Genomic DNA, 25,161 nt, shown 5'->3' on the forward strand with positions numbered 1-25,161 from the left:
ACCTTGTCGTCATTTGGCAAACGTCCGGCGCTGCCGGGAAATTTCGTACAGTGCCACGGCCGCCGCCGAGGGCGCGCCGAGCGAGCTGGCGGTGCCGCCCATCGGAATGTGCACCATGTCGTCGCAGGCGTCCTGCCAGGCGGCGCTCATCCCGGTGGTCTCGTTGCCGACGACGAGGATGGTGGCCTCGGTGAAGTCGTAGTCGTAGGCCGCGCGCGGTCCGTGCTCGTCGGTGCCGACGATCCGGGTCGGGATGCCGCGACGCACCTGCCTGTCCCGGAATTCGAGCACCTGCGCGGCGCCGGCCGCGCGCAGCACCGGCATCGCGAACAGCGAACCGGTGGACGCGCGCACAGCCTGCGGGTCGTACTGGTCGGCGCCGTGCCCGGTGACGATGACCCCGCTGGCACCGAACGCGTCGGCGGACCGGATCAGCGTGCCGAGATTGCCCGGCGAGTTCGGCCGATCGAACACCACGACCACGGGCGCGTCCTCGCCGGGCTCCCCCGGTTCGAAGGTGTCCAGTTCCTGCTGCCGCGACACCGCGACGGCCACCAATTCCGGTATGCCACCGACTTTTTCGCCGAGCTCGGCCATCAACTCCGGCACCAGCCCGACCTGCGGAACGTCGCTGGTGTCCAGTAACTCCCTGGCCCAGCTGGACAGATCAGGGGTGCCGAGGCGGTAGAGCAGCGTCTCCAGCGGCCAGTCGTTGGCGACGGCCTGGGTGATCGGGCGCACGCCCTGCACCAGGAAGCGCCCGTCGCGGTGGCGTTTGGTCCGGTTGTTCAGGTAGGCCTGCCACACCTGGACCGAGGCATTGCGGGTGCTCACACGTCGGGTCACTGCGGAGTCCGTTCTTTCTCGTCGAGCAGGGCGAGCGCGGTCGCCACCAGATCGGGGGCGGCGCCGTCCACCCAGCGCACCCGTGGGTCCCGCCGGAACCACGAGCGCTGCCGTCGAACGTAGCGCCGGGTGCCGATCAGGGTGCGTTCTTGCGCGTGCTTCATGTCGTATTCGTTGTCGAGATACGCCAGGACTTGTGCGTACCCGATGGCGCGCCGGGCGGTGACGCCGTCGCGCAGGCCCTGGTCGATCAGGGCACGTACTTCGTCGACCAGCCCGGCGGCGAACATCAACTCGGTGCGGCGTTCGATCCGCTCGTCCAGCTCGGCGGTCTCCCGGTCCACACCGATGATCACCGTGCCCCAGCGCGGCCTGCCGATCTCCGGTGCGGAGGCGGCGAACGGCTGACCGGTCAGCTCGACGACCTCGAGTGCGCGCACCATGCGGCGGCCGTCGGTGGGCAGAATGGTGGCCGCCGCGGCCGGATCTGCCTGCCGCAACGCCGCGTGCACGGCGGCGACACCACCCTCGGCGAGCACCGCCTCCCAGCGCGCCCGCACGGCCGGGTCGGTGGCCGGGAACTCCCACTTGTCCAGCAGCGCTTGCACATACATCATCGACCCGCCGACGATGACCGGGACGCGACCGCGCGCCATGATCGCGGCCACGTCCGCGCTCGCTGCGGCCTGATAGGCGGCGACGGTCGCGGTTTCGGTCACGTCGAGCACATCGAGCTGGTGATGCGGGATGTCGCGCCGTTCGGCGACGGTGAGTTTCGCGGTGCCGACGTCCATGCCGCGGTAGAGCTGCATCGCGTCGATGTTGACGATCTCGCCGCCGAGCCGTTCGGCGAGGTCGAGGCCGAGGTTCGATTTACCGGTGGCGGTGGGGCCGACCACGGCGATCGGGGTGATGTCGGAGTCGCTCACGCGGACCTCGCCGGTCGCCACAGGCTCACGTGGTATCCGACCCCGAACGGCGCGTCGCTGTACAGCGTCTCGACCATGGGATCAGTCTCGAACAACCCGGCCAGCATCTGATAGGCGGCCCGCCCGGACATCACGAGTTCCGCGCATAATGCCGGATCCAGCGAGCGCAACGCAGCCCGGTCCCCCGCGGCCAACGCGCGATCGAGATCGTCCTGCACGCCGGCCGCCCGCTCGTCGAGATAGCCGGGCGCTTTCAGCGACAACGTCGCGGCACCGTCGGCCACCACGAGCACGCCGTGCTGCCCGGCCGAACCATTCAGTTCCGCCCGCAATTTCGCACCGAGTTCGACGCAGCGGTGCTCCGGGGTATCGGCGGCAACGATTCTCACTTCCGCGCTGACCGCGGGCGCCACCTGCTCCCGCAACCACCCAGCGATCAACACCGGCAGCGGAAGCTGAGCATCCGGTTCGGCCGTAGCGGTTGCGGAAAGCGCGACCGGGACATCCGCCCCGAAGCCGCGAAACGTACCGACTGTTTCCGGACCGAACACCTGGTCGGCGGCCCCGGTGCCGATTACTGTCCAGCGGTCTGACACTCGCGCGAGCGCCGTCGCGGCGTCGAGCACGGCAGCCCGCAGCACCGCCCGCGGATCGCCCGGATGACCGGGAACCGCGCCTGTCACACCGCCGCAGAGCTCGGGCACCAGGATCGGCGGCGACGGGACCAGGGCGGCAATCGGGAACACGGGCTAACCGTAACCGTTGTGCGGGACACCGATACGCACCGCGGGTACCGCCCAGCTTCGAGTGTCTCTGCCGCAAAGCTGGCCGAGATTGCTACTGTTCGAAGAGCTACAACCCAGGTCATCAGGGGTTGCAATCCCCGTGATTCCGCCGAGTGAGGGCATGGGTCGATGGTCACAAGAGCTCGGACCGGGTTCAATGGGATGAGCTAGGGCGTAACCAGGCAGCCGTGACGCGCGGCAGGGACGAGGAGCAATGACCGACAGCAACGGAACCGCGAAAGCCAGCCCCGGCGCGATGCCGCGCTCTTCCGGTGCCCCGAAACCCGGCGGCTCGATCCAACCTCCCAAGCCGCACGCGACGCCGGGCCAGACCCAGCACCCGCATCCCGTGGTGCCCACCGTCTCCGACCCCAGCGCCTGGGGCCGGGTCGACGAGGACGGCACCGCCTGGGTGAAGACCGCCGAGGGCGAACGCCAGGTCGGCTCCTGGCAGGCCGGTGACGCCGCGGAGGGGCTGGCCCACTTCGGCCGCCGCTTCGACGACCTGGCCACCGAGGTCGCCCTGCTGGAGGCGCGCCTGGCCGCGGGCGCGGATGCCCGCAAGACCAAGGCCGCCGCCGTCGCCCTCGCCGAATCGCTGCCGACCGCCGCCGTCATCGGCGATATCGACGGGCTGGCCAAGCGCCTCGCGGCGATCGCCGAACACTCCGAAGAGGCGGCCGCGCACGCCAAAGAGGAGAAGGACCGGGCACGCCACGAGCACACCGAGCGCAAGGAAGCGCTCTGCGCCGAGGCCGAGAAGATCGCCGCCGAATCCACCCAGTGGAAGGCCGCGGGCGACCGGCTGCGCGAGATCCTCGACGAGTGGAAGTCGATCCGCGGCGTGGACCGCAAGGTCGACGACGCGCTGTGGAAGCGATACTCCAAGGCCCGCGAGGCGTTCAACCGCAGGCGCGGTGCGCACTTCGCCGAGCTCGACCGGGAACGCGCGTCCTCGAAGACCCGCAAGGAAGAGCTGTGCGTGCGCGCCGAGGAGCTGTCCGGCTCGACCGACTGGGTCGGCACCGCGGGCATCTTCCGCGACCTGCTCGCCGAGTGGAAGGCCGCAGGCCGGGCCCCGCGCGAGGCCGACGAGGCACTGTGGCGGCGCTTCAAGAGCGCGCAGGACGTGTTCTTCGCCGCCCGCAACGCCGCCGTCACCGAGCGCGACGCCGAGTTCGACCAGAACGCGGCCGCCAAGGAAGAACTGCTGCAGGCCTACGAGCACATCGACCCGGCCAACGGCTTGGAAGCCGCCCGCGCCGCGCTGCGCGAATTGCAGGACAAGTGGGACGCCATCGGCAAGGTGCCGCGCGAACGCATTCAGGAACTGGAAGGCAAGCTGCGCGCCATCGAGAAGCGGGTCCGCGACGCCGTCGACGCGCAGTGGCGCCGCACCGACCCGGAGGCGATGGCCCGCGCGGCCCAATTCCGGGAGCGGGTAGCGCAATTCGAGGAGCAGGCCGCCAAGGCCCAGGCCGCGGGCAAGGCACGCGACGCGGAGAAGGCCCTCGAACAGGCCAAGCAGTGGCGTGAATGGGCCGAGGCCGCGGAAGGCGCGGTCACCAACCTCTAGTTCGACCTACGACAAAGGGTGGGCCGTCGGCATTGCGCTGACAGCCCACCCTTGTCGATGTCCGAACTCGGTTACTCCCCGGTGAGGCGGCGGCGGTCGCGTTCCTCGGCAGCGGCAGAAGCATTGCGGCGCTGCTCTTCAGCGGCCAGCTGCACCGCGGTACGACTCCAGACCACACGAATCCAGTGGAACGTCAACACGATCGCGGCGATGGTGCCGAGGATCAGTCCGATGGCGGGGCCCGCGCCGTGGTAGTTGCCGATGCCGGGCGTCTGCCGGTGCCAGATGGAGAAGACGCCGAACACGCTGGTGATGGCGGTACCCGCGACGGCGATCCAGGCGAGGAACCAGCGGCGGGTCATCAGCGCCAGCATCGAGAAGCCGATGCCGAAGACCACGAGGAACCAGACGAAGATCCGCGACGGCAGCCCGATGTGCTCCAGCTGGGCGGCGTTGGTGCCGAGCAGCACGTCGAAGCCGCGCGCCCCGCCGGCGTGTGGCAGCACCAGCGAAAGCAACAGCACGAACACCGCGCCCGCGACCACCATGGCGCGCACACCGGGGTCGATCTCCCCGGCGATGCGACGTTCCACCGCGTCCAGTTCGTCGCGGAACTGTTCGAAGTTGCTGCTCTCGACCGAGTTCACTGAACCCTCGTTTCGTTCGGCTTGTTCGTGGTTCGCTGCACTGCCCGCGTCCACTGTGCCAGCATCGGGTTCGCGCGCCGCAGCCGACCCACTACCGTCGGTAGTAGGTTTCGTGTTCTTCGACTGCGCGGCCGGGTCCGGGGTGAAGTTCGCGCCCGATCCGTCGTTGTTGTCGCTCGGCTTCTCGCTCACGCCGCCCCTTCGCTGACATTCGGTTCCGCCTCGCACGGTGCGCGACGGTGCCTGGCTCGCTCGCTGTTGTGCGCATCGTGTCCGGCGTGGCTATCGCCAAGCAATCCCACGGTGTCGGTGGGTGACCGGTTCACGACGCCGTGCTCTTTCAGCATGCGCGCCATACGGCCCGCTTGCCCACCGATCCGCCGCACCGGCGCTCGGTTTCGACGTCCGCGCCGCCACATACGTCGCGTTCTACGACCCGCAACCGGTCGAACAGCCCACGGCCGCAACCGGTTCCGGCGCGGGGGCGCCGATGCGGGGCAGTCCGAGGCCGACGCCGATGGGTTCGGTCTTCGGCGTGATGCCGCGTTCGTGCGCGTCACCGGCCGACGTGCGCCGATGCGACTTGATCGGCGCGTCGGCGATCAGGTGATGCGGTGCCGCCTCGGTGATGTCGACGGTCACGATGTCGCCGGGCCGGATCGACTCGGGAGTACCGCCGGGCCGGAAATGCACCAGCCTGCCGTCGCGGGCACGCCCGCTCATCCGTGCGGTGGCGGCGTTCTTCTTGCCCGCCCCGTCGGCCACGAGCAGTTCGACCTCCGTGCCGATCAGCGCCCGATTCGCGTCGAGCGAGACTTCCTCCTGCAACGCGATGAGCCGCTCATAGCGTTCCTGCACAACGGCTTTCGGCAACTGATCGGGCATGTCGGCCGCGGGGGTGCCCGGCCGCTTGGAGTACTGGAAGGTATACGCGCTGGTGAAGCGGGCCTGCCGGACCACGTCCAGGGTCTCCTGGAAGTCCTCCTCGGTCTCCCCCGGGAACCCGACGATGATGTCGGTGGTGATCGCCGCGTGCGGCATGGCGGCCCGCACCTTCTCGATGATGCCCAGGTAGCGCGCCTTGCGGTAGGAGCGGCGCATCGCCTTGAGCACCTTGTCCGAGCCGGACTGCAGCGGCATGTGCAGCTGCGGGCAGATGTTCGGGGTTTCGGCCATCGCCTCGATGACGTCGTCGGTGAACTCGGCCGGGTGCGGCGAGGTGAACCGCACCCGCTCCAAGCCGTCGATGGTGCCGCAGGCGCGCAACAGCTTGGCAAACGCACCACGGTCGCGTGCTTCGTCCGGGTCGGCGAACGAGGCGCCGTAGGCGTTCACGTTCTGCCCGAGCAGCGTCACCTCGAGCACGCCCTGGTCGACCAGCGCCTGCACCTCGGCGAGCACGTCACCGGGGCGGCGGTCGACCTCCTTGCCGCGCAGCGCGGGCACGATGCAGAAGGTGCAGGTGTTGTTGCACCCCACCGAGATCGACACCCAGCCCGAGTACGCGGACTCGCGCTTGGCGGGCAGGCTCGACGGGAACGCCTCCAGCGATTCCAGGATCTCCACCTGCGCCTCGGCGTTGTGCCTGGCCCGCTCCAGCAGCACCGGCAGCGAGCCGATGTTGTGCGTGCCGAACACCACGTCCACCCACGGCGCTTTGCGCACCACGGTGCCGCGGTCCTTCTGCGCCAGGCAGCCGCCGACGGCGATCTGCATGCCGGGCTGGTCGGCCTTGATCGAGGCCAGGTGGCCGAGGGTGCCGTAGAGCTTGTTGTCGGCGTTCTCGCGCACCGCGCAGGTGTTGAGCACGACGAGGTCGGCCGTCGCCCCCGGCGCGGCCTTCACGTACCCCGCGTCCTCCAGCAGCCCGGACAAGCGCTCGGAGTCGTGCACGTTCATCTGGCAGCCGAAGGTGCGGACCTCGTAGCTGCGCAGGCCCTCTATGGGCGGTTGGGCGGGTGCCAACACTGCCTGTCCGATCGAATCCACGCGTCCAGGGTACGGGCAGGCCCGAATCGGACGACGTTCGGGCGACCCAAATTTCGGGGGCATCGGCACATTTTTTAACGGCACGTTTTTTGCTGGCACGGTCGCTCGGGGCCTAACGGCGCTAACACCTTCTGATCAGGCACGCTGCGCCTCCGACCGACCCTCCGACGGACCCGCTGACGCCTACTCGGACGAACCGGGCACCCGGGTTAACACGGCGTGTCGCCCCGGCGTGGCGGAACGGTGTGTCGCCGAAACTCGGGCAAATCCGGATTTTGCCTTTAAGGTCTTGGACCATGACCGACGACGCCGCCGCGCCCGATACGACCGGGAACGCTTCAACCGGGGACGCCAGCGCCGCCAGCGTGCCGATGATCTCGATGCGCAACGTGCAAAAGCACTTCGGTGAACTGCACGTACTGCGCGATATCGACCTGGAAGTCCCCAAAGGACAGGTAGTCATTGTTCTCGGGCCTTCGGGTTCCGGGAAGTCGACGCTGTGCCGCACCATCAACCGCCTCGAACCCATCGACTCCGGTGACATCGCCATCGACGGTGTCCCGCTCCCTGCCGAAGGCCGCGGCCTCGCCGCACTACGCGCCGACGTCGGCATGGTTTTCCAATCGTTCAACCTGTTCGCGCACAAGACGATCGTCGAGAACGTGATGCTCGCGCCGATCAAGGTTCGCAAGATCAAGAAGGAAGCGGCGCGCAAGCACGCCATGGAACTGCTCGACCGGGTCGGCATCGCCAACCAGGCCGACAAGTACCCGGCCCAGCTGTCCGGTGGACAGCAGCAGCGCGTCGCCATCGCCCGCGCCCTGGCGATGAACCCGAAGGTAATGCTGTTCGACGAGCCGACCTCCGCGCTGGATCCCGAAATGGTCCAGGAGGTGCTCGACGTGATGGTCTCGCTGGCCAAGGACGGGATGACCATGCTGGTCGTCACCCACGAGATGGGCTTCGCCCGTCGCGCGGGCAACCGAGTCCTGTTCATGGCCGACGGCCAGGTGGTCGAGGACGCCGAACCCGAGGTGTTCTTCACCGCGCCGAAGTCCGACCGTGCCAAGGACTTCCTCGGCAAGATTCTGACCCACTGAAACGTAGAGATCGACCGCTGGCCCGTGCCGAACCGATGGACGGCCTAGTCCAAACGTCCACGGCCAGCAAACCCATGAGAGAAGGAAACTCGATGAGGATCAACCGTGCCCTGCGACTCGGTGTCGGTGCGATCGCACTGACACTCGCCGCCGCGACCGCCACCGCGTGTGGCGGCGGTGAGACCAAGTCCGCCCTGGATAACGCCAAGGACGGCAAGCTCACCATCGGCATCAAGTTCGACCAGCCGGGCCTGGGCCTGCGCAACAAGGACGGCTCCTACAGCGGCTTCGACGTCGAGATCGGCAAGCTGGTCGCGGAGAAGCTCGGCGTGAAGGCCGACGGCATCACCTGGAAGGAATCCCCGTCCGGCCAGCGCGAGACGCTGATCGAGAACGGGCAGGTCGACTACATCGTGGCCACCTACTCGATCAACGACGCGCGCAAGCAGAAGGTCGACTTCGGCGGCCCGTACTACATCGCGGGCCAGTCGCTGCTGGTGCGCGCCGACAACACCGACATCACCGGCCCGGACAGCCTCAAGGGCAAGAAGGTCTGCTCGGTGAAGGGCTCCACGCCCGCGCAGAACATCGAGAAGAACTTCAAGGACACCCAGCTGCAGACCAACGACACCTACTCGCTGTGCCTCGAGGGCCTGCGCGCCGGTTCGTGGGACGCGGTGACCACCGATGACATCATCCTGGCCGGTTACGCCGCCCAGAGCACCGGTGCGTTCAAGGTCGTCGGCAAGCCGTTCACCACGGAGAACTACGGCATCGGCCTGAAGAAGGGCGACAAGGAGCTCCGCGACAAGGTGAACGACGCGATCGAGGCGATCATCGCCGACGGTTCCTGGAAGAAGGCGTTCGACTCGACCGTCGGCATCTCCGGGTACCAGGCGCCGGAGCCGCCGAAGGTCAACCGGTACTGAGTTCTTCCCTCGCACGGGTGGCCTGACCGCGCCGGTTGGGCCACCCGCCGCACATCCCCTGACAATCGAGACCCGATGGGAGGGACACGTTCGCCGTGTTCGACCTGATCTCGAGGTATGACGATCAAATCCTCGACGCCTTCTGGGTGACCATCAAACTGACCGTTCTGTCCGCGGTCGGTGCGCTGATCCTGGGCACTTTCGTCGCCGCGCTGCGCGTGTCCCCAGTACCGATCGCCCGCGCGGTCGGCACCGCCTACGTCACCATTTTCCGTAACACTCCGCTCACGCTGATCATCATCTTCATGTCGCTCGGCCTGTACACCACGATGGGCTGGAACCTCGCGGGTGAGGGACCGAATTCCGTGGCGGACAACAACTTCCGCTACGCCATTCTCGGATTCAGCATCTACACCGGCGCTTTCGTCTGTGAGTCGCTGCGCTCCGGCATCAATACTGTGGCGATGGGACAGTCGGAGGCGGGCCGTTCCCTCGGCCTGACCTTCGCCCAGAACCTGCGATTGATCGTGCTGCCGCAGGCCTTCCGGGCGGTCATCGCCCCGATGGGCAGCGTGCTGATCGCACTGACCAAGAACACCACCATCGCCTCCGCCATCGGCGTGGTCGAAGCCGCCACCCTCATGGCGAACATCAACGAGAACGAGGCAGCGGTGGTTGCCGTGGGTGCCATCTTCGCGCTCGGCTTCGTCATCCTGACCCTGCCGACCGGGCTGCTCTTCGGCTGGCTCGCCAAACGATTCGAGGTGGCCCGATGACCACTGCGCCTTCGGTTCTCTTCGATGCGCCCGGCCCCAAGGGCCGGATCCGGCACCACATCTACTCGGTTGTCGTCATCGTCGCCGTCGCGGCCTTCCTCTGGGTGCTGTACAGCGGCTTCGCCGACAAGGGACAGTTCACGGCGGAGAAGTGGAAGCCGTTCGTCGACCTCGAGGTCTGGGAGACCTACCTGCTCCCCGGCTTGAAGGGCACGGTCGTCGCCGCGCTGCTGTCGATCGTGTTCGCTCTGCTGATCGGCATGATCTTCGGCATCCTGCGGCTGTCCGAGCACCGGGTGATCCGCTGGGTGGCCGGCGCGGTGGTCGAGGTCTCGCGGGCCATCCCCGTGCTGATCCTGATGATCTTCCTGTTCGCCCTGTTCTCCCAGAACAAGGTGTTCAAGGTCGATGATCTGGCGCTGGCCGCCGTGGTGATCGCACTGACCGTGTACAACGGCTCGGTCATCGCCGAGATCGTCCGCGCGGGCATCCTCTCGCTGCCCAAGGGACAGACCGAGGCGGCGGTCGCGCTCGGCATGCGCAAGAACCAGCTGATGCGGTTGATCCTGCTGCCGCAGGCGATTACCGCCATGCTGCCCGCGCTGGTCTCGCAGATGGTTGTCGCGCTGAAGGACTCGGCGCTCGGCTACCAGATCACCTACACCGAGATCGTGCGCTCCGGCCAGCAACTCGGTGCGGCGGAACAGAACACGGTGCCCTCGCTCATCGTGATCGCCATCGTCATGATCATCCTGAACAGCGCGTTGACCATCTTCGCGACCAAGCTGGAGAAGAAGTTGCGCTCCCGCAAGAAGGGCAAGGCGGTCCTCACGGCCGACTCGATCATCACCGATGCCGCACCCGGGATGGATCTCACCAAGAAGTAACTGTTCGACTTTCGAACGCAACGCGATACGGCGGTGCGCTGGATGCGGTAATCCGCTCCGGTGCACCGCCGTTCGCGTGCCGGCGGCAGCGGGTGTTGCGCCCGAAGTTCGCCGACGCACGCCGGCGGGCGGCATCGGTGTTGCGTCCGAGAGCACCGACGCGCAGGCCGGGCCTCTTCGGGGTTGCGTGCGCAACGAGGACGTCCGGCGCAGCGAATTAGTCGGAGGGGCCGACTACGATCGCGTTCGTGCGAGTAGGGCGACGGATCTCCGGTTTTCTGGCGTTTGCTGTCCTGCTGGCCATGGTGGTGCTGACGGCGTGGGAGCAGCAGCCGCGCGGGCATCGGCCGGAGTCGGCGCCCGCGGATGTTTTCAGTGCTGAGCGCGCGTTTCGGGTGGTCGCGGAGATCGCGCGACAGCCGCATCCGATCGGCACGGCCGAGCACGCTCGGGTGCGCGACCATCTCGTGGCGGAGCTGCGGAATCTCGGGCTGGAAACCGAGCTCCAAGAGGGGATCGGTAAGTATCCGACCACGTTCCAGCGGGACGTGCTCGGGATGGGGCGGATCGCCAATATCGTTGCCAGGCTGCCCGGCACGAATTCGACCGGAACTGTTTTCCTGACCGCGCACTACGATTCCGTGGCCTCCGGACCTGGCGCGAACGACGACGGGGTCGGCGTGGCCGCGGTGCTGGAGGATGTTCGCGCGTTGCGTGCGAGTGGCGCCGCATTACGCAACGACGTGGTCGTGCTGCTGACCGACGCCGAGGAGACCGGTCTGCTGGGCGCGGAAGCGTTCGTCACCGCAGGCAAGGACGGCCGCGACACGGGTGTGGTGATCAATCACGAGGCGCGCGGTGCGGGCGGCCCGGTGTTGTTGTGGCGGACCACCCACCCCGATGGCGCGCTGATCCGCGCTGTCCAGCGGGTCGCGCCGTATCCGAACACCGACTCGCTGTCCACCACGCTGGCCGGTGCGCAGACCTCGAGCAACACCGACTTCGCCGCCTTCGAGCCCGGCGGATTGCGGGTGCTGGACTGGGCCTTCGCCGGTCACAGCGCCTACTACCACAGCCCTGTCGACGATCCGGCGCACGTGGATCTGGCCACGGTGCAGCAGATGGGCGACAACAGCCTCGCGCTGGCCCGGGAGTTCGGCGACAAGGACCTCACCGTCACCGACGACACCGATCGCTCGTTCTTCCAGTTGCCGTTCGGGGTGCTGGTGGTACTGCCGTTCTGGGTGATGATCACGCTCGCCGTGGCCACCGTCCTTGCCGTGGCCTGGCTCAGCAGGCAACTCCGGCGGGCCGGGGAGACCAGTCTGCGGCGGATATTCGGTGCCGCCGCAACGGCTTTCGTCGCGGCACCGCTCGCGACGGGTGCGGTATACGGGCTGTGGGAAGTGCTGAAGGTTATCCGGCCCGAGTACCGCCCGCTGTTCGTCGACCCGTACCGACCCGAGTTCTACTACGTGGCGATTCTCGCGCTGTCCGTCGCGGTGCTCGCCGCCTGGTTCGTGATCGCACGGCGACTGTTCGGTGCCATGGCCGCCGCGGCCGGGCTGCTGTGCTGCCTGGCCATCCTCGGTCTGGCGCTCGCGATCCTCGCTCCCGCGACCGCGCACGTGCTGGTCGTGCCCACCTGCGCCGCAGCCGTGGGAGTGGCGGCTACCTTCGTGGTGCCGGAGCGGTGGCGGTTGCCGGTCTTGACCGTCCTGCTCGTGCCCACGGCGATATTTCTCGGCAGCGCAACGTGGCCCGTGCTGCAAACCGGTATCACTACGGCCCCGTTCCTGGTCGCGCCCGCAGTGGTGCTGCTCGGTGGCCTGCTCATGCTGACGCTCACCCAGGCGTGGCCTGCCCGGCACGGCTGGGCCATCCCGTCGACCGCGGTCGTGCTCGCCATCGCCCTCGCCGCCGCGGGTCTGGCGGTCGACCGCTTCGATGACAACCATCCGATGTCGTCCCAGCTCATCTACGCGCTCGACGCCGACCGGAACGAGGCGCGGTGGCTCTCCCGCGAAGCCCCCGATCGCTGGACCCGCGACCTCGTCGACACCACCGCACCCACCGAGCGGTTCGCCGAGCTCTGGCCCACCGCCGTAGCGAGCGGCCCGGCACCGGCAGAGGCACTCTCCCCGCCGACCGCCGAAACCCTCTCCGACACCACCGAATCGGGGCAGCGCACGGTCCATCTGCGCCTGCGCTCCACCCGCGATGCCACCAGCATCGCCCTGCGTTATGACACCCCGCCCATCTCGATGCGGGTCGCAGGCCGTGAAGTGACTCCACTGCCCGAAACGGGCTTCCTGTTTCACGCGCCCGGACCCGACGGTATCGACGTGCAGCTGGTCGTCCCCGCCGGTCCCTTCCCACTCCAACTGGTCGACTACACATGGCTTCCCGACTCCCGCCTGCAGTCCTATCGAAATCCCCCGAAAGACATCTACTTCCGGCAGGACAGCGCGGGCGCCGTCTTCACCACCGTCCCCGGGCTATGAGTCCAACTCGCTGAGCACCTGCAAGATGAGGCCGCGCGCGTCGCGGCCGTACACGGCCGCACCTTTGAGGACCTCGAACATGCGGGCATACATGGCGCACTCGGCGGGCTGGGTGACCTGAATGCCCGCGGTCGGTGTCTCGAGCGCGACCATGGCGTCGTCGAAAATCCAGAACCCGGTGGAAGCGACGGCCTCCCGTTCGGTCATCAGCGGGATGATGCCGAGCGAGATGTTGGGCATCGACATCAGCTCCAGCAGCCGGCCCAGTTGTCCCGCTTGCACCTCCGCCGTGCCGAACCAGGTGCGCAGCGCCTGCTCCTCGAGTACGGCCACGAATCGCTTTCCGCCACGGTGCAGGACGCGCTGGCGTTCCATGCGTACGGCCACCGCTTCGTCGAGGTCGTTGGGGGTGTCGAGAAAGCGGATCCAGAACGACAGCATGGCGGCGGTGTACTCCGCGGTTTGGAACAGGCCGGGGATGACGTTGTGCTCGTAGATCCGGAACACCTTCGTCGCCTGGTAGCGCTCGGGGGTGTGGGCACCGAGGACCCGCTTCATGCCCGCCCGGCTCTGCCGCCGGAACTCCAGATAGGCCGAGTCGACCGCGCGCAGCGTCGCGACCAAGTCGAGCTCCTGATCGACGGCGGCGCACACTCGGCACCAGGCCCGGATGTCCCGATCGGTCGGGAATTGAACGCCGTTCTCTATCTTGGACACCCGGGTGAAGTGCTGGCCGGTCTCCGCCCCCAGCTGCCGGATGGTGATCCCCGCGGCTTTGCGGATCTCTCGCAGCCGATTGCCGAGCGCCCGTCGGGCCTCCTGCGCGGAATTAGCTGGGCCGGTAGTCACGGTGCGGTATGGACAGCCGCCACACGGCCTCGAAGGCGTTGCGGCAGAGCTGAATATCGTGCGGATCGCGGGAGGTGACCTGGTCGGTGGCCACGCCGCTGCCCGCGTAGTGGAGGAAGATCACGAGTCGGTTGTCGAGGAGATAGAAGTCGTTGCCCGGGATGGCCACCGAGGACATCAGTCGCCGAGGCACCCAGCGGATATCCTCGCCGGCCTCGACCATCGGGCCTGCGATGCTGTTGGACCAGCGCTGGTACTCGCTCAGCGGTTCCGACACGATTCTGGCCCGGCGGACCGAGCGGCCTGCGGCCACATGGTCGCGGACCGTTTCGCACCAGCCTTGTAGCCAGGCCAGATCATCGAGTTCCCCGGCTGTCCACTGTGCGAGGTGCGGTAGCTCGGCCGCCGTTCGATAAGTATCCCGTGTCTCCAAATGCACTGATTCAACAACGAACTCGCCTAGTAGCCGCTCGAACTCTTCATAGGCTATCGATGCCACGGTCTCCCTTCCTGAAGAACTGAATCATTCTGTCGGGGATCTCCACACAGGTTTCACCCTGCGGGATGTTCATGTGGGCAAGAGCCTCGGGGTCGGTGACTACCCATCCCTGCACAATCCACGAATCTCGGTCGGTGCGATACACCGTGGGCGAACCGTTCGGATTCGAGCCCGGATCTTCGCCGATAAAAGTCAGACGCATCGTTGACCCCTTGTCATGGGATGTTGCGAACTGTTGCCCCGAGCCCGTCGATTGTCCCGCTCTGCGGGACCGGCGGTCAAGGGCTGGTCAGCAGGCGAATACGCAAGTGGTGCAGGGAAATCCGACCGGAGGTTCGGTTCTCCCACCAGCACCGACCGCAAAGCCCGCAACTTTTCGCAACATGCTATCCCTGTGGCACCGGCCACTTCTAACCTCGGATGTTGCACGCATGATCAGCATCGACGAGAGGGCAACTGGGGATGTGGGGACGGCCTACCGCGATCGGCTATCTGCGCCGCGATGTGTCGGGAGTGTCGCAGGTCTGGGACGAGACGCAGATTCGCAGCGTGGCAAAGAGACTCGGGTACGAGCTGGCCAAGATCGTGGTGTTCGGCCCGCAGACCGGCCACCCGGTGTCCCAGTTGCTGGACACGATCGAACGAGTCGGCGCGGACGCCGTGGTGATGCCGACCCTGCAACATCTGGCCGACGAATTGGACCTGGTCGTGCGGGTGTGCGACGTGATCACGGTGAACCCGGAGAACACCTACGCCCGCTGGGTGCTGCCGGAGAACAGCTGGCAGACACCGAGAGCGGATGGCATTGCGGCAAGGGGGGTACTGATGGCAAGGGGCAAGGGCTGCCGCGGGAAGAGGGTTTCGAGCGTCCGGAATGAGGTCAGCGAGAGTTACGGCCGCGCCGCCACCTTCCGGTCGGTGCACCCGCTTCGGTGCGCCACCTGAGCTGGACGCCACAGGCTGAGCTGAGCGCCGAATTCGGACCACCTGTCTCAGGTGGGCTGGACGGCCGGGATACTTCCCGTCCCGGGGCTGTGCCCGCAGTGTCGAACTCGACTCGTGCCAGCCCGGCTTCGAATGCGGGCCGAACCCAACGCGGCCCAGGACTAGTCCTGGTCGGCGTCGATGTCGTCGGTGTCGAACTCTGCTTGGGCCAGCTCGGCTTTCACGACGGTGAAGGCGGTGGATTGGTTGTAACCGCGGCGGGCGAGCATGCCGACGAGGCGGCGGATCGTTTTCTCACGGTCGAGGCCCGCGGGGATGCTGCGGAGTTTGCGGCGGACGAGTTCGCGGGCACGGGATTCTTCGTCGTCGGAGCTGATGGCGTCCAGGGCGGGGGCGGCGTCCTCCTGGGCCACGCCTTTGCGCCGAAGTTCCAGCGCCAGTGCTTGTTTGCCCTTGCCGGAGAAGGTGTGCCGGGCATGCACCCATTGTTCGGCGAAGGCGGCGTCGTCGATGAGGCCGACCTCGGTGAGCCGGTCGAGGGCGCGGTCGGTGATTTCCGCTGCGTAGCCCTTGGTCGCCAGGCGCTGCGCGAGTTCGGCACGGCTGCGGGCGCGGACGGCGAGCAGGCGAAGACACGCCTCTTTCGCCTGCTCGACCGTCCCGCCTGGCGGGTCCAGCTCCGAAGAGCGGGTCCCCCGCTCGGATCCGGCCGCCACCGGATCCGCCCATCGGCCATCGGCATGTTCGGAATCAGCCGAGTGGGAGTCTGTGCGCCGGGACGGCTTTCGCCGTCCGCGGCCGGACCCAGCCGAACGCGCCCGCTGCGGATCGGACGCGCTCGGCCGAGTTCCCATAGTGTCCGATTCGGCCGAACCACCTTCGGCCGACCGGACTCGTCCGGGGTCCTGTTCGCCGGGCCGAGATCCAACAGGATCGGTGGCAGCACCGGAGGCGGACAGGAGTTCGTGAAGTCGGCGCCGCATCTCCTGCACCGGCTCGGACCGCGACTCATCGGGCGCGGTCCGGCGCGGTGGGGGCGTGCGTCGACCGTTCATCGGATCAGAAATCGGCGGGGACCTCGGTGCCCGCGTCCGCGGTCACGTCGGCGCCGATGCCGAGCTTCTCCTTGATCTTCTTCTCGATCTCGTCGCGGATGTCGGTGTTCTCCAGCAGGAACTTGCGGGCGTTCTCCTTGCCCTGGCCGAGCTGATCGCCCTCGTAGGTGTACCAGGAGCCGGACTTGCGCACGAAGCCGTGCTCGACACCCATGTCGATGAGCGAGCCCTCCTTGGAGATGCCGTGACCGTAGAGAATGTCGAACTCGGCCTGCTTGAACGGCGGGCTGACCTTGTTCTTCACGACCTTCACCCGGGTACGGTTGCCGACCGCGTCGGTGCCGTCCTTGAGCGTCTCGATGCGGCGCACGTCGAGGCGGACCGAGGCGTAGAACTTCAACGCCTTACCGCCCGTGGTGGTCTCGGGCGAACCGAACATCACGCCGATCTTCTCGCGCAACTGGTTGATGAAGATGGCGGTGGTGTTGGAGTTGCTCAGCGCACCGGTCATCTTGCGCAGCGCCTGGCTCATCAGCCGGGCCTGCAGGCCGACGTGGCTGTCGCCCATCTCGCCCTCGATCTCGGCGCGCGGCACCAGCGCGGCCACCGAGTCGATGACGATGATGTCGATGGCGCCGGAGCGCACCAGCATGTCCGCGATCTCCAGCGCCTGCTCACCGGTGTCCGGCTGCGAGACGAGCAGCGCGTCGGTGTCGACGCCCAGCTTCTTGGCGTAATCCGGGTCGAGCGCGTGCTCAGCGTCGATGAACGCGGCGACACCGCCCGCGGCCTGCGCATTGGCCACCGCGTGCAGCGCGACGGTGGTCTTACCCGAGGATTCCGGGCCGTAGACCTCGACGATGCGGCCACGCGGCAGGCCGCCGATGCCGAGCGCGACATCCAGCGCGATGGACCCGGTCGGGATCACCGCGAGGGGCTGACGTACCTCGTCACCGAGACGCATGACCGCGCCCTTACCGAAGTTCTTCTCGACCTGGGCCAGCGCGAGTTCGAGAGCCTTGTCGCGGTCGTACGCCTGTGGTGCCATGTCCTGATCCCCTTTTCGACGGGTAAGTCTCGTTCTGTGGTTGGCGCCAACATTAGAGGGCGGCACCGACAGGTTCTGGCGCCAAGATTAGACGAACAGATGTTCGAGTCAAGCGACGCGCCCGGCAACACGCGATCGGACTTCTATCCGCTTCGCTGCGCCGCCGCTAGCGAGTATTCATGCCAGGTCGACGTGGTGGCGCGGCGCTGTTCGCAGTCGGCGGTGAGTTGCCGAGTCAGGTTAGCCGGTCCTCGGCCGGCTACCCGCGTAGTGGCGAAATCAGGGCGCGACCTGGGTCAACGCACCAGAGACACCCGGTCGCTGCTGAGCAGGGTTTGCGCCTGCTTGAGCACGCGGAGAGCTGGGGTTACCTCGAGGTCGTTGATGCCGTCCAGCGCGCCGAGGCGTTCGGTGATGTAGCGGTAGAGGTGGGGCGTGTCGCGGCAGATCACCGACGCCATCATGTTGGTCGGGCCGGTGGTCGCCGCGACGAACACGATCTCCGGATGGGTTGCCATCGCGCGGCCCACCGCGTCCAGATCGGCCGGGCGGACCCGTAGCCACAGGGCCGCCCGCGCGGTGTAGCCCATCCGCTCGACGGCGAAGTCGAGGTCGAAATACAGCACCCCGGATTGGGCGAGCTCGCTCATGCGGCGCGCGACTCGTGGTGCGGTCCAACCGGTTTCGGCCGCGATCTGCGCGTACGGCGCGCGGCCGTCGCGGCCGAGCAGCGCGAGCATCGCCTCGTCCTCGGGGGTCAGATCCGGCGGAGTGTCCGGGCCGGTGCGCTCCGCGTTCGCGCGGCGCAGGCCCACCGCGCAGCCGGCGCGTTGCACGCCCAGCTCGCGCAGTTGCTGGTCGGTGAAGAGGTGGCTGTCGCGCGGCCACTCCTCGTCGGCCGGGAACCGGTGCATCACCTCGTGCGCGGTCACGTCGCGCACCTGACTCGCCCGCGGCAGCGTGTGCAGCAGCAGTGCGTCGCGTCGCTCGACGGAGCGTGGCCTGCTCACGCAGGTCACCTCGGAGCCGGTGGACAGCAGCGTGACCCAGCTCAAATCCGGGAATCTGGCCAATGATTCGGCCAGCCGCAGTGCCTTGTCGGGTGTCGACCTGATCCGCAGCACCCAGCGCGCGTGGCCCAGCGGGACGGCGTTCACCTGACCGGATACGTGCATGATGCCGCGCTCGCGCAACGCGCGGTAGCGCCGCGCCACGGTCTGCTCGGAGACGTCGAGGACGGCGCCGAGCTTGGCGAAGGGGATCCGGGCGTCGTGCACCAGCGCGTGCAGGATCTGCCGATCGAGAACGTCCAGTGCGGAGGATTCCGTAGACCCATCGTGCTGCATAGGAGGAATCTAACGCAGGACATCATCCGGCTAGGGGGATGCGTTCGATTGCCGCACTCTTGGCGTCGATATCGTTCGAATCCGCCACGGAGGCCCCTGTGAAGAAATGGCTCCCCCTGTCCGCCGCGTGTCTCGGCACGCTGATGCTGCTCATCGATGTCACCATCGTGAATGTCGCGTTGCCCGACATCGCGGCCGATCTGCACGCCGGGCTGTCCAGCCTGCAATGGGTGGTGGACGGCTACGCACTGGCTTTGGCCGCACTGCTGCTCGTCCTCGGTTCGCTCGCCGACCGGATCGGCGCGAAACGCGCCTACCTCGCCGGGCTCGTCCTGTTCGCCTTCGCCTCGCTCGGCTGCGGAATCGCCGACACCTCCTCGAATCTCATTGCCGCACGGGTACTTCAGGGCATCGGCGGCGCGGCCATGTTCGCCACCACCCTGTCGCTGCTGCACTCGACCTACTTCGGCCGGGAACGCGGCATCGCCTTCGGCGTCTGGGGTGCGGTGACCGGTGCGGCGGCGGGCATCGGGGTGGTGCTCGGCGGTGTGCTCACCGAGGCCCTGTCCTGGCGGTGGATCTTCCTCGTCAACCTGCCGATCGCGGTGCTGGCAATCGCGTTGACCGCCATGGTGTTTCCGGCGTCGGTGCATCGCACGGACCGCAGGGTGGACGTTCTGGGCATGCTGTCCTTCGCCACCGCGGCGACCGCACTCACCTACGGGGTCATTCGCGGCGGTGAGCACGGCTGGTCGGACGGTCGCGCGGTGACCACCCTGCTACTCGGCGTGGTCGCGATCGCAGTGTTCGCCGTAGTCGAATCACGCAGTGCCGCACCGATGTTCCCGCTGTCGCTGCTGCGCAACCGCAACTTCGGCGCGACGCTACTCGGAGCCAGCGGGCAAACGTTCGCGGCGTTCGCCAGCACTCCCCTGGTCTCGCTCTGGCTCCAGCAGCAGTTGCGGATGTCGCCGCTGCACGCGGGCCTGGCATTGCTCCCGATGGCCGCGACCGCATTCCTGGTCGCCGCAGTGTTCGGGCGGTTCATGCACGACGTCGCCCCGAAGTGGACCATCGGCGCGGGTCTCGTCGTCGTCGGAATCGGCACCGGACTGCTCACCGTGATCGATGCCGGATCATCCTGGGCAGCACTGGTTCCCGGATTCGTAGTGCTCGGCGCGGGCATCGGCATCAACGCGCCCGCACTCGTATCGGTGGGCATGGCCGCGGTACCCCCGCAGCAGGCAGGCACCGCGGCCGGCGCCGTGAACACCGCCCGGCAACTCGGTCTCGCACTCGGAGTCGCAGTACTGGGCACAGTCTTCCGCACAGCCTCCGGCCCGGACCAACCGATAACCTTGCCGCACTTCGTATCCGGTCTGGACACAGCCTTCACCGTTGCCGCAACCGTGGGCATCGTCTTCGGGCTACTCGCCTTCACCCTGTTCCACCGCCAACGCCCCGCTACCGAATCCGCCAGGGCTGAACACAAAGTCGCCGCCTAGCCCCTTCACGATCCGCACCCCCTCTCGGACCTGCACCTCAGTGGCGGCCAGAGTGGGGGTGCGGATCCCGAGAACGCCTACCGGAACCGGCGGACCACAACCCCGCCATGGCCAACGGGCACGACGGCAGACCCACTCGCGACCGATACCGCCCCATGCCCCGTCGACCATGCCCAACGCCACCCAACGGGACATGACGACGCCCCCACTCACACTCCCCCGCCCTAATGTCCCCTCGGCCATCCCCAACACCAGCCAGCGGGACATGACGACGGACCTGCACATCAGTGGGCAGCCAGAGTGGGGGTGCGAATCCCGTTTACGCCCACCGGAACGGCCGACCACACCCCCATGTCCAACGGGGCACGACGGCACCCCCTCGCGGCCGATACCGCCCACATGTCCCATCGACCACGCCCCAGCGCCACCCACTCCTGACCAGCGGGACATGACGGCGGCCCCACTCGCACTTCCCCGCCCCCTATGTCCCCTCAGTCACACCCAGCACCACCCAGTGGGACATAACGGCAGCCCCACTCGCACTTCCCCGCCCTCATGTCCCCTCAGCCATGCCCAGCACCATCCAGCGGGACATGAGAGGGCGGCCCCACTCGCACTTCGGCGCCCCTCATGTCCCGTCGATCATGATCCCGACACCCACACCGCAACACGACCCCCAACAGACTCACTCGCACCGACATCCGCACCCGATTCCCACAGCCGCACCCACTCTCGGGAGCCGCACCCACTACGGGCCCCGGAGCCAGTGCAGATCCCGAGAGTGGGTGCTGCTGTTGCCGTCAGCAGTCCGGTGTGCGACACAAACGCTTCGGACAAGAGGCTTGGGGCGGTGGGTTACTGCTGCGGCAGGATCGACTCGTCCCCCGGATCGCGTGGGCCGAGAATGCGGCGGTCCGATTCGGCGATGCGGACGTCGTTGATGCTGGCTTCGCGGCGGGACATCAAACCGTCGGGGGCGAACTCCCACTGCTCGTTGCCGTAGCTGCGCCACCATTGGCCGGTTTCGTCGTGCCATTCGTATTGGAAGCGCACCGCGATGCGGTTGCCTTCGAAGGCCCAGAGGTCTTTGCGCAGTGCGTAGCCGTTTTCCGAGGCCCATTTGCGGGTGAGGAATTCGACGATCGCGGGGTGACCGGTGAAGAACTCGTCGCGGTTTCGCCACACCGAGTCCTCGGTGTAGGCGGCGGCGACTCGTTCGGGATCGCGGGTGTTCCAGGCATTTTCAGCGGCGAGCACTTTGACCTTGGCGGATTCCAGATCGAACGGCGGCACTGGGGGTCGCATGAACGTCTCCTCTCGGTGAACGGGTGGTGTCAGGGGTTGACGGGGGACAGCTCGGGCGGGCCCCAGCGCAGTGGGCCCGCGCCGGAGCGTTCGATGACTTCGGTGAGGGTGAAGTCGATCGAGCACTGCGCGCCGGCGGCGAAAGTCTCCGGCGCCCAGATCAACTCGGCGGTGCCGGTGAGTTGCAGGGTGCCGCCGGTGGTCCAGTCCGGGATGAGGATGCCGCAGCGCGGGTTCACCTGGATGTTCCCGAGGGTCATGAACATCGAGTTGCCGCGGTAGTCGGGCCAGCGCAGCCGCGTCGGCGAAAGCACCTCGAGGAAACCGGGATTGCCGCCGCGGTGCGAGGCGTCGGCGTTCCCCTCGGTGTCGGCGGTGGCGACGAAGAAGGTGTCGGCCGCTGTGACCATCGCCTGTTGACGTGCGTCGAGTTCGGTGCCGTGCCGCGACGCCGGCGGCTCGGCATCCGGCTGATAGGACTCGAGTTGTCGGCGGGTGATGTACTTCGGGCAGTTCGAATAGACCTGGTCGGTGACGATCCGCAAGCCGTCGCCCACGGCGGTCGCGGTGCCGTTGACCCGCATCCGCCGGCGTCGCTGGGGTTGCAGGGCGATCATGCCGATGGGTACCGACCCAGTCAGCGCCTCCCCCAATGGATCTCCCACCGCGGGCCGTGCGTCGACGGCGATGGTGCTCGCGTCGACCGCGTGTACGAACCCCGGCGGACCGGCCAGTTCACTGGCCCACAACCGCCCGGTGTCGTCGGCGGCACCGACCACCACCATGGGCTGCTCGGCCAGGAAAGACGCGGCGACGGCAGGGATGTCGGCCCGGATCATCCGGCCGACCCGATCGGCGACCGCCGCCTGGCCCATGCGCTGCTGCACGGCGAGTTCGCCGGAATGGAAGGACGCCATGGCATTTACTCCTGTCGCGGGCGCTGCTCCGGCGGATCTGCGCCGCCGGAGCGTTCAACAAGGCTGCGGCTCAGAAGAATCCACAGGTCGGGGCCGCGCCGCTGGGTGCGGGGGCGGACTCGGCGCCGGTCGGCGCGTAGACCTCGAGCCGGATGCCGTCGGGATCGGCGAAGAAGATGCCGCCGGACGCCACGCCTTCACCGTGCGCGACGACGCCGTCGTGCACGATCGGCACCGACTGCTCGCGCAGCGCCGCCTCGACCGCCCGTACCTGGTCGATGGTGTCCACCTGGAACGAAAGATGGTGCAGGCCCGGGGTTTCGACAGAGAACGTGCCCGCGCTCTGCTGCCACAGCGTCAACGTGAGCTTGCCCGCCGCGCCGAGAAACGCCCATTTCCGTTCGCCGTCGGTGCTGGCGGCGAGCTGCTCGAAACCCAGTGCGCGGCGGTAGAACTCGACCGAACGATCCAGATCGGACACGTTCAGCCCGATGTGCCCGGTAACGAGCTGGGGTGCGGCAACCGTGGTCATGTAATCCTCCTCAATCGGTTAAACCGTCTATACCGGCTTAACTGGTTAGAAGATAGCCAGAGCCGAGCCGCTCCGTCAACCTGTAAACTGTTTTTAACCGGTTAGAGCAGTGCCGGATGCCTCGGTCACCGGAAGGAGCTCGATACCCTCAGTCATGCACGATCCACGCCCCCACCTCGGTGAACCGCTGGCACTCGACCTGCTGGACACGCGGTGGAACGAGAACGGACACCCACAGGACCTGCTCACCGATGTGGCAGGTCTGGGTATCTGGCTGGCCTCGGCCGGACTGAGCGATCGTGCGACCGCCGACCAGCCGACACTCGAGGCGCTCTTGTCAGCGCGCACCGCCATCTACGACGTGGTGCAGAGCGCCGCCCACACCGCGCTGAACGAGGTGCTCGAGCACGGCCGGATCCGGCGCACGCTCACCGACACCGGCCCCGCCGATGTAGTCGACGTCCCCGATCCGACCTGGCTACCCGCCTGGCTGGCGGCCGACAACCTGCTCCAGCTGCTCGCCGAAGCCCCGGACCGCATCCGCCAGTGCGCCCACCCCGACTGCGTGCTGTTCTTCTACGACACCTCGAAGAACGGCACCCGCCGCTGGCATTCGATGGCGACGTGCGGCAACCGCACCAAAGCAGCCCGCCACTACGCGAAAAAGGCTTGAGCCTCAGAACAATTCGTCGAGCAGACGGTAATACTCCAGGCGACTCTGATCCGGTTCCCCGAGACCGTACGCGGCGAAGAAGGCGGTCACTTCGGGGTCGCCGAAGTCGTCACGCAGATCGCGCACGGCCAGCGCCAGGTCGCGATAGCGATCCGCCACTCCGAGCGCACCGACGTCCAGCAGGATCGCACCCTCGAGCACGTTGGGTGGCGTGAAGTCGCCGTGCGCCACGACCAGGTCCTCCTGCTCGGGACGTTCGTCGAGCAGACGCGCGAGGATGTCGTCGGCGGCGAGTCCCGCGTTCTCGTCATCGAAGTTGTCGAGATCGACCAGGCCCTCGATGACGTGCCGGCGCGCCTGCGCCAGCACCGCGTCGAGCCGTCCGTCGAAGGGACACTCGTCGATCGAAATGTCGTGCAACCGGCGCAGCAAGGTCCCCATGACCGCGCCCACCGACGACTCACCCGCGCCCCCGTCGTCCCGCGCGGCCAGGCTCGCGGCACCCGCGTCGGCCAGCACCAGCACGTCACCGTCGAACACCACGGTCTTCGGCAGCCGAATCCCCCGGTCGTGCAGCCAGTTCAGTCGCTCGTGTTCCGCGACGGCCTTCGGTCCCCGCTTGACCCAGTAGGTGTCGTTGACGAAAGCGACACCGCCGCTCTGCCCTTCGTGCTCGACCGACCAGGTCGCATCCGCACCGAGCAGCGCGGCGACCTTCGGCGGCAACGGAATCGGCAGCGCGGGTAGCCTTTCCAACGCGACCCGGGTGGATTCGATCAGTTCGGGATCGCCTTCGGCGGTCCGCAGGTCGAACGCCTCGCGTAGCAGCGCGTGCGCCTCGGTCAGCTGACCTTGTTCGGCCAGCGCCTTACCGAGATGCTGCACGGCGAACGACAGCACCTCCGGCGCGGCCACTCGCGCGTGGTCGACAGCCCGGCGATACAGCGTCTCGGCGGTACCGGCATCCCCGTGATAGCGGTAGACATCGCCGAGATTGATCCACACCGTGATCCGGCGCTCCTCGGTGTCCACCAGCTCCAGCGCCCGATCCAGCAGATCGAGGGCCTGGTCGTAGCGGCCGAGTAGCATCGCTTCGATCCCGGTCTGCCGGAAGCCGGTGAAGTCGGTGGGCTGCGCCTTCGCCAGCCGCGCCGCCAGCCGTTCCGGGTCCACCGGGATCATCCGCTCGCGCTCGTCGAACCGGTAGAGCGGTTCCTCCTGCTCCACGGCTCGCCCCGGCGTGCTCACCAGCGTCCCCGGGGCACGTCGAACTCCGAGCAGAGCGCTCGCCACACATCGCGCGGATCGACCCCCGCTTCGATGGCATCGGCTCCCGTCCGGCCCAGCGACGGGATCACATGATCGGCCAGCAGGGCATCGCCCCGCGCCGACCCGAATTGGGTATGCAACAGCTCCTGGAACTCCGTCAATCGCACCGTGCCCAAGATACTCGCGCGACCCCGGGAGCCCCACCTGCCCTGTTGCTCACCGACCGTGGCCGGCCCGGAGCAGCGGCGGT

25 protein-coding genes are annotated in these 25,161 nt (G+C 67.6%); 9 read left to right on the top strand and 16 right to left on the bottom strand.

Annotated features, from left to right (window positions below; genetic code table 11):
- Nucleotides 1–9: 9 nt before the first annotated feature.
- The 3 genes from NN4_RS34280 to NN4_RS34290 are packed head-to-tail and all read right to left on the bottom strand — an operon-like array spanning nt 10 to nt 2,521.
- The gene (locus tag NN4_RS34280) at nt 10–846 is read right to left on the bottom strand and encodes a TrmH family RNA methyltransferase (RefSeq protein WP_107658180.1); all 837 of its coding nucleotides are present in this window, start codon (nt 844–846) and stop codon (nt 10–12) included.
- Nucleotides 843–1,775, bottom strand: coding sequence for a tRNA (adenosine(37)-N6)-dimethylallyltransferase MiaA (miaA, locus tag NN4_RS34285; RefSeq protein WP_147139990.1), 933 nt, complete (start codon nt 1,773–1,775; stop codon nt 843–845). Before miaA ends, NN4_RS34280 begins: the two co-directional genes overlap by 4 nt.
- A complete protein-coding gene (locus NN4_RS34290) occupies nt 1,772–2,521 on the bottom strand; it encodes a class III extradiol ring-cleavage dioxygenase family protein (protein ID WP_147139992.1) in 750 nt (249 codons plus the stop codon). Before NN4_RS34290 ends, miaA begins: the two co-directional genes overlap by 4 nt.
- Nucleotides 2,522–2,774: 253 nt before the next feature.
- Between NN4_RS34290 and NN4_RS34295 the strand changes: the two genes are divergently transcribed.
- Nucleotides 2,775–4,136 carry a DUF349 domain-containing protein gene (locus NN4_RS34295; RefSeq protein WP_147139994.1) on the top strand — a complete coding sequence of 454 codons (1,362 nt, stop codon included), beginning with the start codon at nt 2,775–2,777 and terminating at the stop codon, nt 4,134–4,136.
- A gap of 71 nt (nt 4,137–4,207) precedes the next feature.
- Here the strand turns inward: NN4_RS34295 and NN4_RS34300 are convergent, their stop codons facing one another.
- Together NN4_RS34300 and miaB are read right to left on the bottom strand one after the other, a co-directional pair.
- Nucleotides 4,208–4,783: an Rv2732c family membrane protein gene (locus tag NN4_RS34300; RefSeq protein WP_246181234.1), complete on the bottom strand. Its 576-nt coding sequence runs from the start codon at nt 4,781–4,783 to the stop codon at nt 4,208–4,210.
- Nucleotides 4,784–5,212: 429 nt separating this feature from the next.
- The gene (miaB, locus tag NN4_RS34305; protein ID WP_371865792.1) at nt 5,213–6,772 is read right to left on the bottom strand and encodes a tRNA (N6-isopentenyl adenosine(37)-C2)-methylthiotransferase MiaB; all 1,560 of its coding nucleotides are present in this window, start codon (nt 6,770–6,772) and stop codon (nt 5,213–5,215) included.
- 371 nt (nt 6,773–7,143) lie between these two features.
- Between miaB and NN4_RS34310 the strand changes: the two genes are divergently transcribed.
- From NN4_RS34310 to NN4_RS34330, 5 genes are all read left to right on the top strand, one after another.
- A complete protein-coding gene (locus NN4_RS34310; RefSeq protein ID WP_107660733.1) occupies nt 7,144–7,872 on the top strand; it encodes an amino acid ABC transporter ATP-binding protein in 729 nt (242 codons plus the stop codon).
- Nucleotides 7,873–7,964: 92 nt separating this feature from the next.
- Nucleotides 7,965–8,801: a glutamate ABC transporter substrate-binding protein gene (locus NN4_RS34315; RefSeq protein ID WP_135232266.1), complete on the top strand. Its 837-nt coding sequence runs from the start codon at nt 7,965–7,967 to the stop codon at nt 8,799–8,801.
- Nucleotides 8,802–8,896: 95 nt separating this feature from the next.
- Nucleotides 8,897–9,577, top strand: a complete 681-nt coding sequence (locus tag NN4_RS34320) for an amino acid ABC transporter permease (protein WP_107658185.1) — start codon at nt 8,897–8,899, stop codon at nt 9,575–9,577.
- On the top strand, nt 9,574–10,464 hold the full coding sequence (locus tag NN4_RS34325; protein ID WP_147139996.1) for an amino acid ABC transporter permease: 891 nt from the start codon (nt 9,574–9,576) through the stop codon (nt 10,462–10,464). Before NN4_RS34320 ends, NN4_RS34325 begins: the two co-directional genes overlap by 4 nt.
- Before the next feature lie 248 nt (nt 10,465–10,712).
- Nucleotides 10,713–12,968 (top strand): M20/M25/M40 family metallo-hydrolase, encoded by a 2,256-nt coding sequence (locus NN4_RS34330; RefSeq protein ID WP_147139998.1) that lies wholly within the window; start codon nt 10,713–10,715, stop codon nt 12,966–12,968.
- Here the strand turns inward: NN4_RS34330 and NN4_RS34335 are convergent.
- From NN4_RS34335 to NN4_RS34345, 3 genes are read right to left on the bottom strand one after another with little or no spacing between them, the layout of a single operon-like run.
- Nucleotides 12,963–13,817, bottom strand: coding sequence for a helix-turn-helix domain-containing protein (locus NN4_RS34335; RefSeq protein WP_147140000.1), 855 nt, complete (start codon nt 13,815–13,817; stop codon nt 12,963–12,965). The genes NN4_RS34330 and NN4_RS34335 overlap by 6 nt on opposite strands.
- Complete coding sequence (locus NN4_RS34340) at nt 13,798–14,316, bottom strand: DUF6879 family protein (RefSeq protein WP_147140002.1); 519 nt, start codon at nt 14,314–14,316, stop codon at nt 13,798–13,800. The genes NN4_RS34335 and NN4_RS34340 overlap by 20 nt, the downstream gene beginning before the upstream one ends.
- Nucleotides 14,297–14,518: a hypothetical protein gene (locus NN4_RS34345; RefSeq protein WP_135232271.1), complete on the bottom strand. Its 222-nt coding sequence runs from the start codon at nt 14,516–14,518 to the stop codon at nt 14,297–14,299. The genes NN4_RS34340 and NN4_RS34345 overlap by 20 nt, the downstream gene beginning before the upstream one ends.
- 347 nt (nt 14,519–14,865) lie before the next feature.
- Here NN4_RS34345 and NN4_RS45350 point away from each other — a divergent pair, with 347 nt between their 5' ends.
- Nucleotides 14,866–15,261 carry a hypothetical protein gene (locus NN4_RS45350; protein WP_186818770.1) on the top strand — a complete coding sequence of 132 codons (396 nt, stop codon included), beginning with the start codon at nt 14,866–14,868 and terminating at the stop codon, nt 15,259–15,261.
- A gap of 161 nt (nt 15,262–15,422) precedes the next feature.
- Here the strand turns inward: NN4_RS45350 and recX are convergent, their stop codons facing one another.
- The 3 genes from recX to NN4_RS34365 all read right to left on the bottom strand — a co-directional run bounded on the left by recX (nt 15,423) and on the right by NN4_RS34365 (nt 18,710).
- Nucleotides 15,423–15,977 (bottom strand): recombination regulator RecX, encoded by a 555-nt coding sequence (gene recX, locus NN4_RS34355; RefSeq protein ID WP_147140004.1) that lies wholly within the window; start codon nt 15,975–15,977, stop codon nt 15,423–15,425.
- Nucleotides 15,978–16,320: 343 nt separating this feature from the next.
- Nucleotides 16,321–17,364 (bottom strand): recombinase RecA, encoded by a 1,044-nt coding sequence (recA, locus tag NN4_RS34360; RefSeq protein ID WP_107658191.1) that lies wholly within the window; start codon nt 17,362–17,364, stop codon nt 16,321–16,323.
- 296 nt (nt 17,365–17,660) lie between these two features.
- A complete protein-coding gene (locus NN4_RS34365) occupies nt 17,661–18,710 on the bottom strand; it encodes an Lrp/AsnC family transcriptional regulator (RefSeq protein WP_147140006.1) in 1,050 nt (349 codons plus the stop codon).
- A gap of 98 nt (nt 18,711–18,808) precedes the next feature.
- On the opposite strand from NN4_RS34365, the gene NN4_RS34370 reads away from it, so the two are divergent.
- Nucleotides 18,809–20,215 (top strand): MFS transporter, encoded by a 1,407-nt coding sequence (locus tag NN4_RS34370; protein WP_246181231.1) that lies wholly within the window; start codon nt 18,809–18,811, stop codon nt 20,213–20,215.
- An 855-nt stretch (nt 20,216–21,070) separates the two neighbouring features.
- Here the strand turns inward: NN4_RS34370 and NN4_RS34375 are convergent.
- The 3 genes from NN4_RS34375 to NN4_RS34385 form a co-directional block, all read right to left on the bottom strand.
- Nucleotides 21,071–21,520, bottom strand: a complete 450-nt coding sequence (locus tag NN4_RS34375; RefSeq protein ID WP_147140008.1) for a nuclear transport factor 2 family protein — start codon at nt 21,518–21,520, stop codon at nt 21,071–21,073.
- 29 nt (nt 21,521–21,549) lie between these two features.
- Nucleotides 21,550–22,437 (bottom strand): pyridoxamine 5'-phosphate oxidase family protein, encoded by an 888-nt coding sequence (locus NN4_RS34380; RefSeq protein WP_147140011.1) that lies wholly within the window; start codon nt 22,435–22,437, stop codon nt 21,550–21,552.
- 70 nt (nt 22,438–22,507) lie between these two features.
- Nucleotides 22,508–22,969 carry a VOC family protein gene (locus NN4_RS34385; protein ID WP_147140013.1) on the bottom strand — a complete coding sequence of 154 codons (462 nt, stop codon included), beginning with the start codon at nt 22,967–22,969 and terminating at the stop codon, nt 22,508–22,510.
- A gap of 154 nt (nt 22,970–23,123) precedes the next feature.
- Between NN4_RS34385 and NN4_RS34390 the strand changes: the two genes are divergently transcribed.
- A complete protein-coding gene (locus NN4_RS34390; RefSeq protein ID WP_147140015.1) occupies nt 23,124–23,642 on the top strand; it encodes a CGNR zinc finger domain-containing protein in 519 nt (172 codons plus the stop codon).
- Between the two features lie 3 nt (nt 23,643–23,645).
- Here the strand turns inward: NN4_RS34390 and NN4_RS34395 are convergent, their stop codons facing one another.
- A complete protein-coding gene (locus NN4_RS34395; protein ID WP_246181232.1) occupies nt 23,646–24,890 on the bottom strand; it encodes a phosphotransferase in 1,245 nt (414 codons plus the stop codon).
- Entirely contained in the window at nt 24,887–25,078 is a 192-nt protein-coding gene (locus NN4_RS34400) for a DUF3046 domain-containing protein (protein ID WP_147140017.1), read from the bottom strand. Before NN4_RS34400 ends, NN4_RS34395 begins: the two co-directional genes overlap by 4 nt.
- Nucleotides 25,079–25,161 lie beyond the last annotated feature (83 nt).

It is taken from the genome of Nocardia ninae NBRC 108245 (assembly GCF_007990755.1).
Classification (GTDB): Bacteria; Actinomycetota; Actinomycetes; order Mycobacteriales; family Mycobacteriaceae; genus Nocardia; species Nocardia ninae.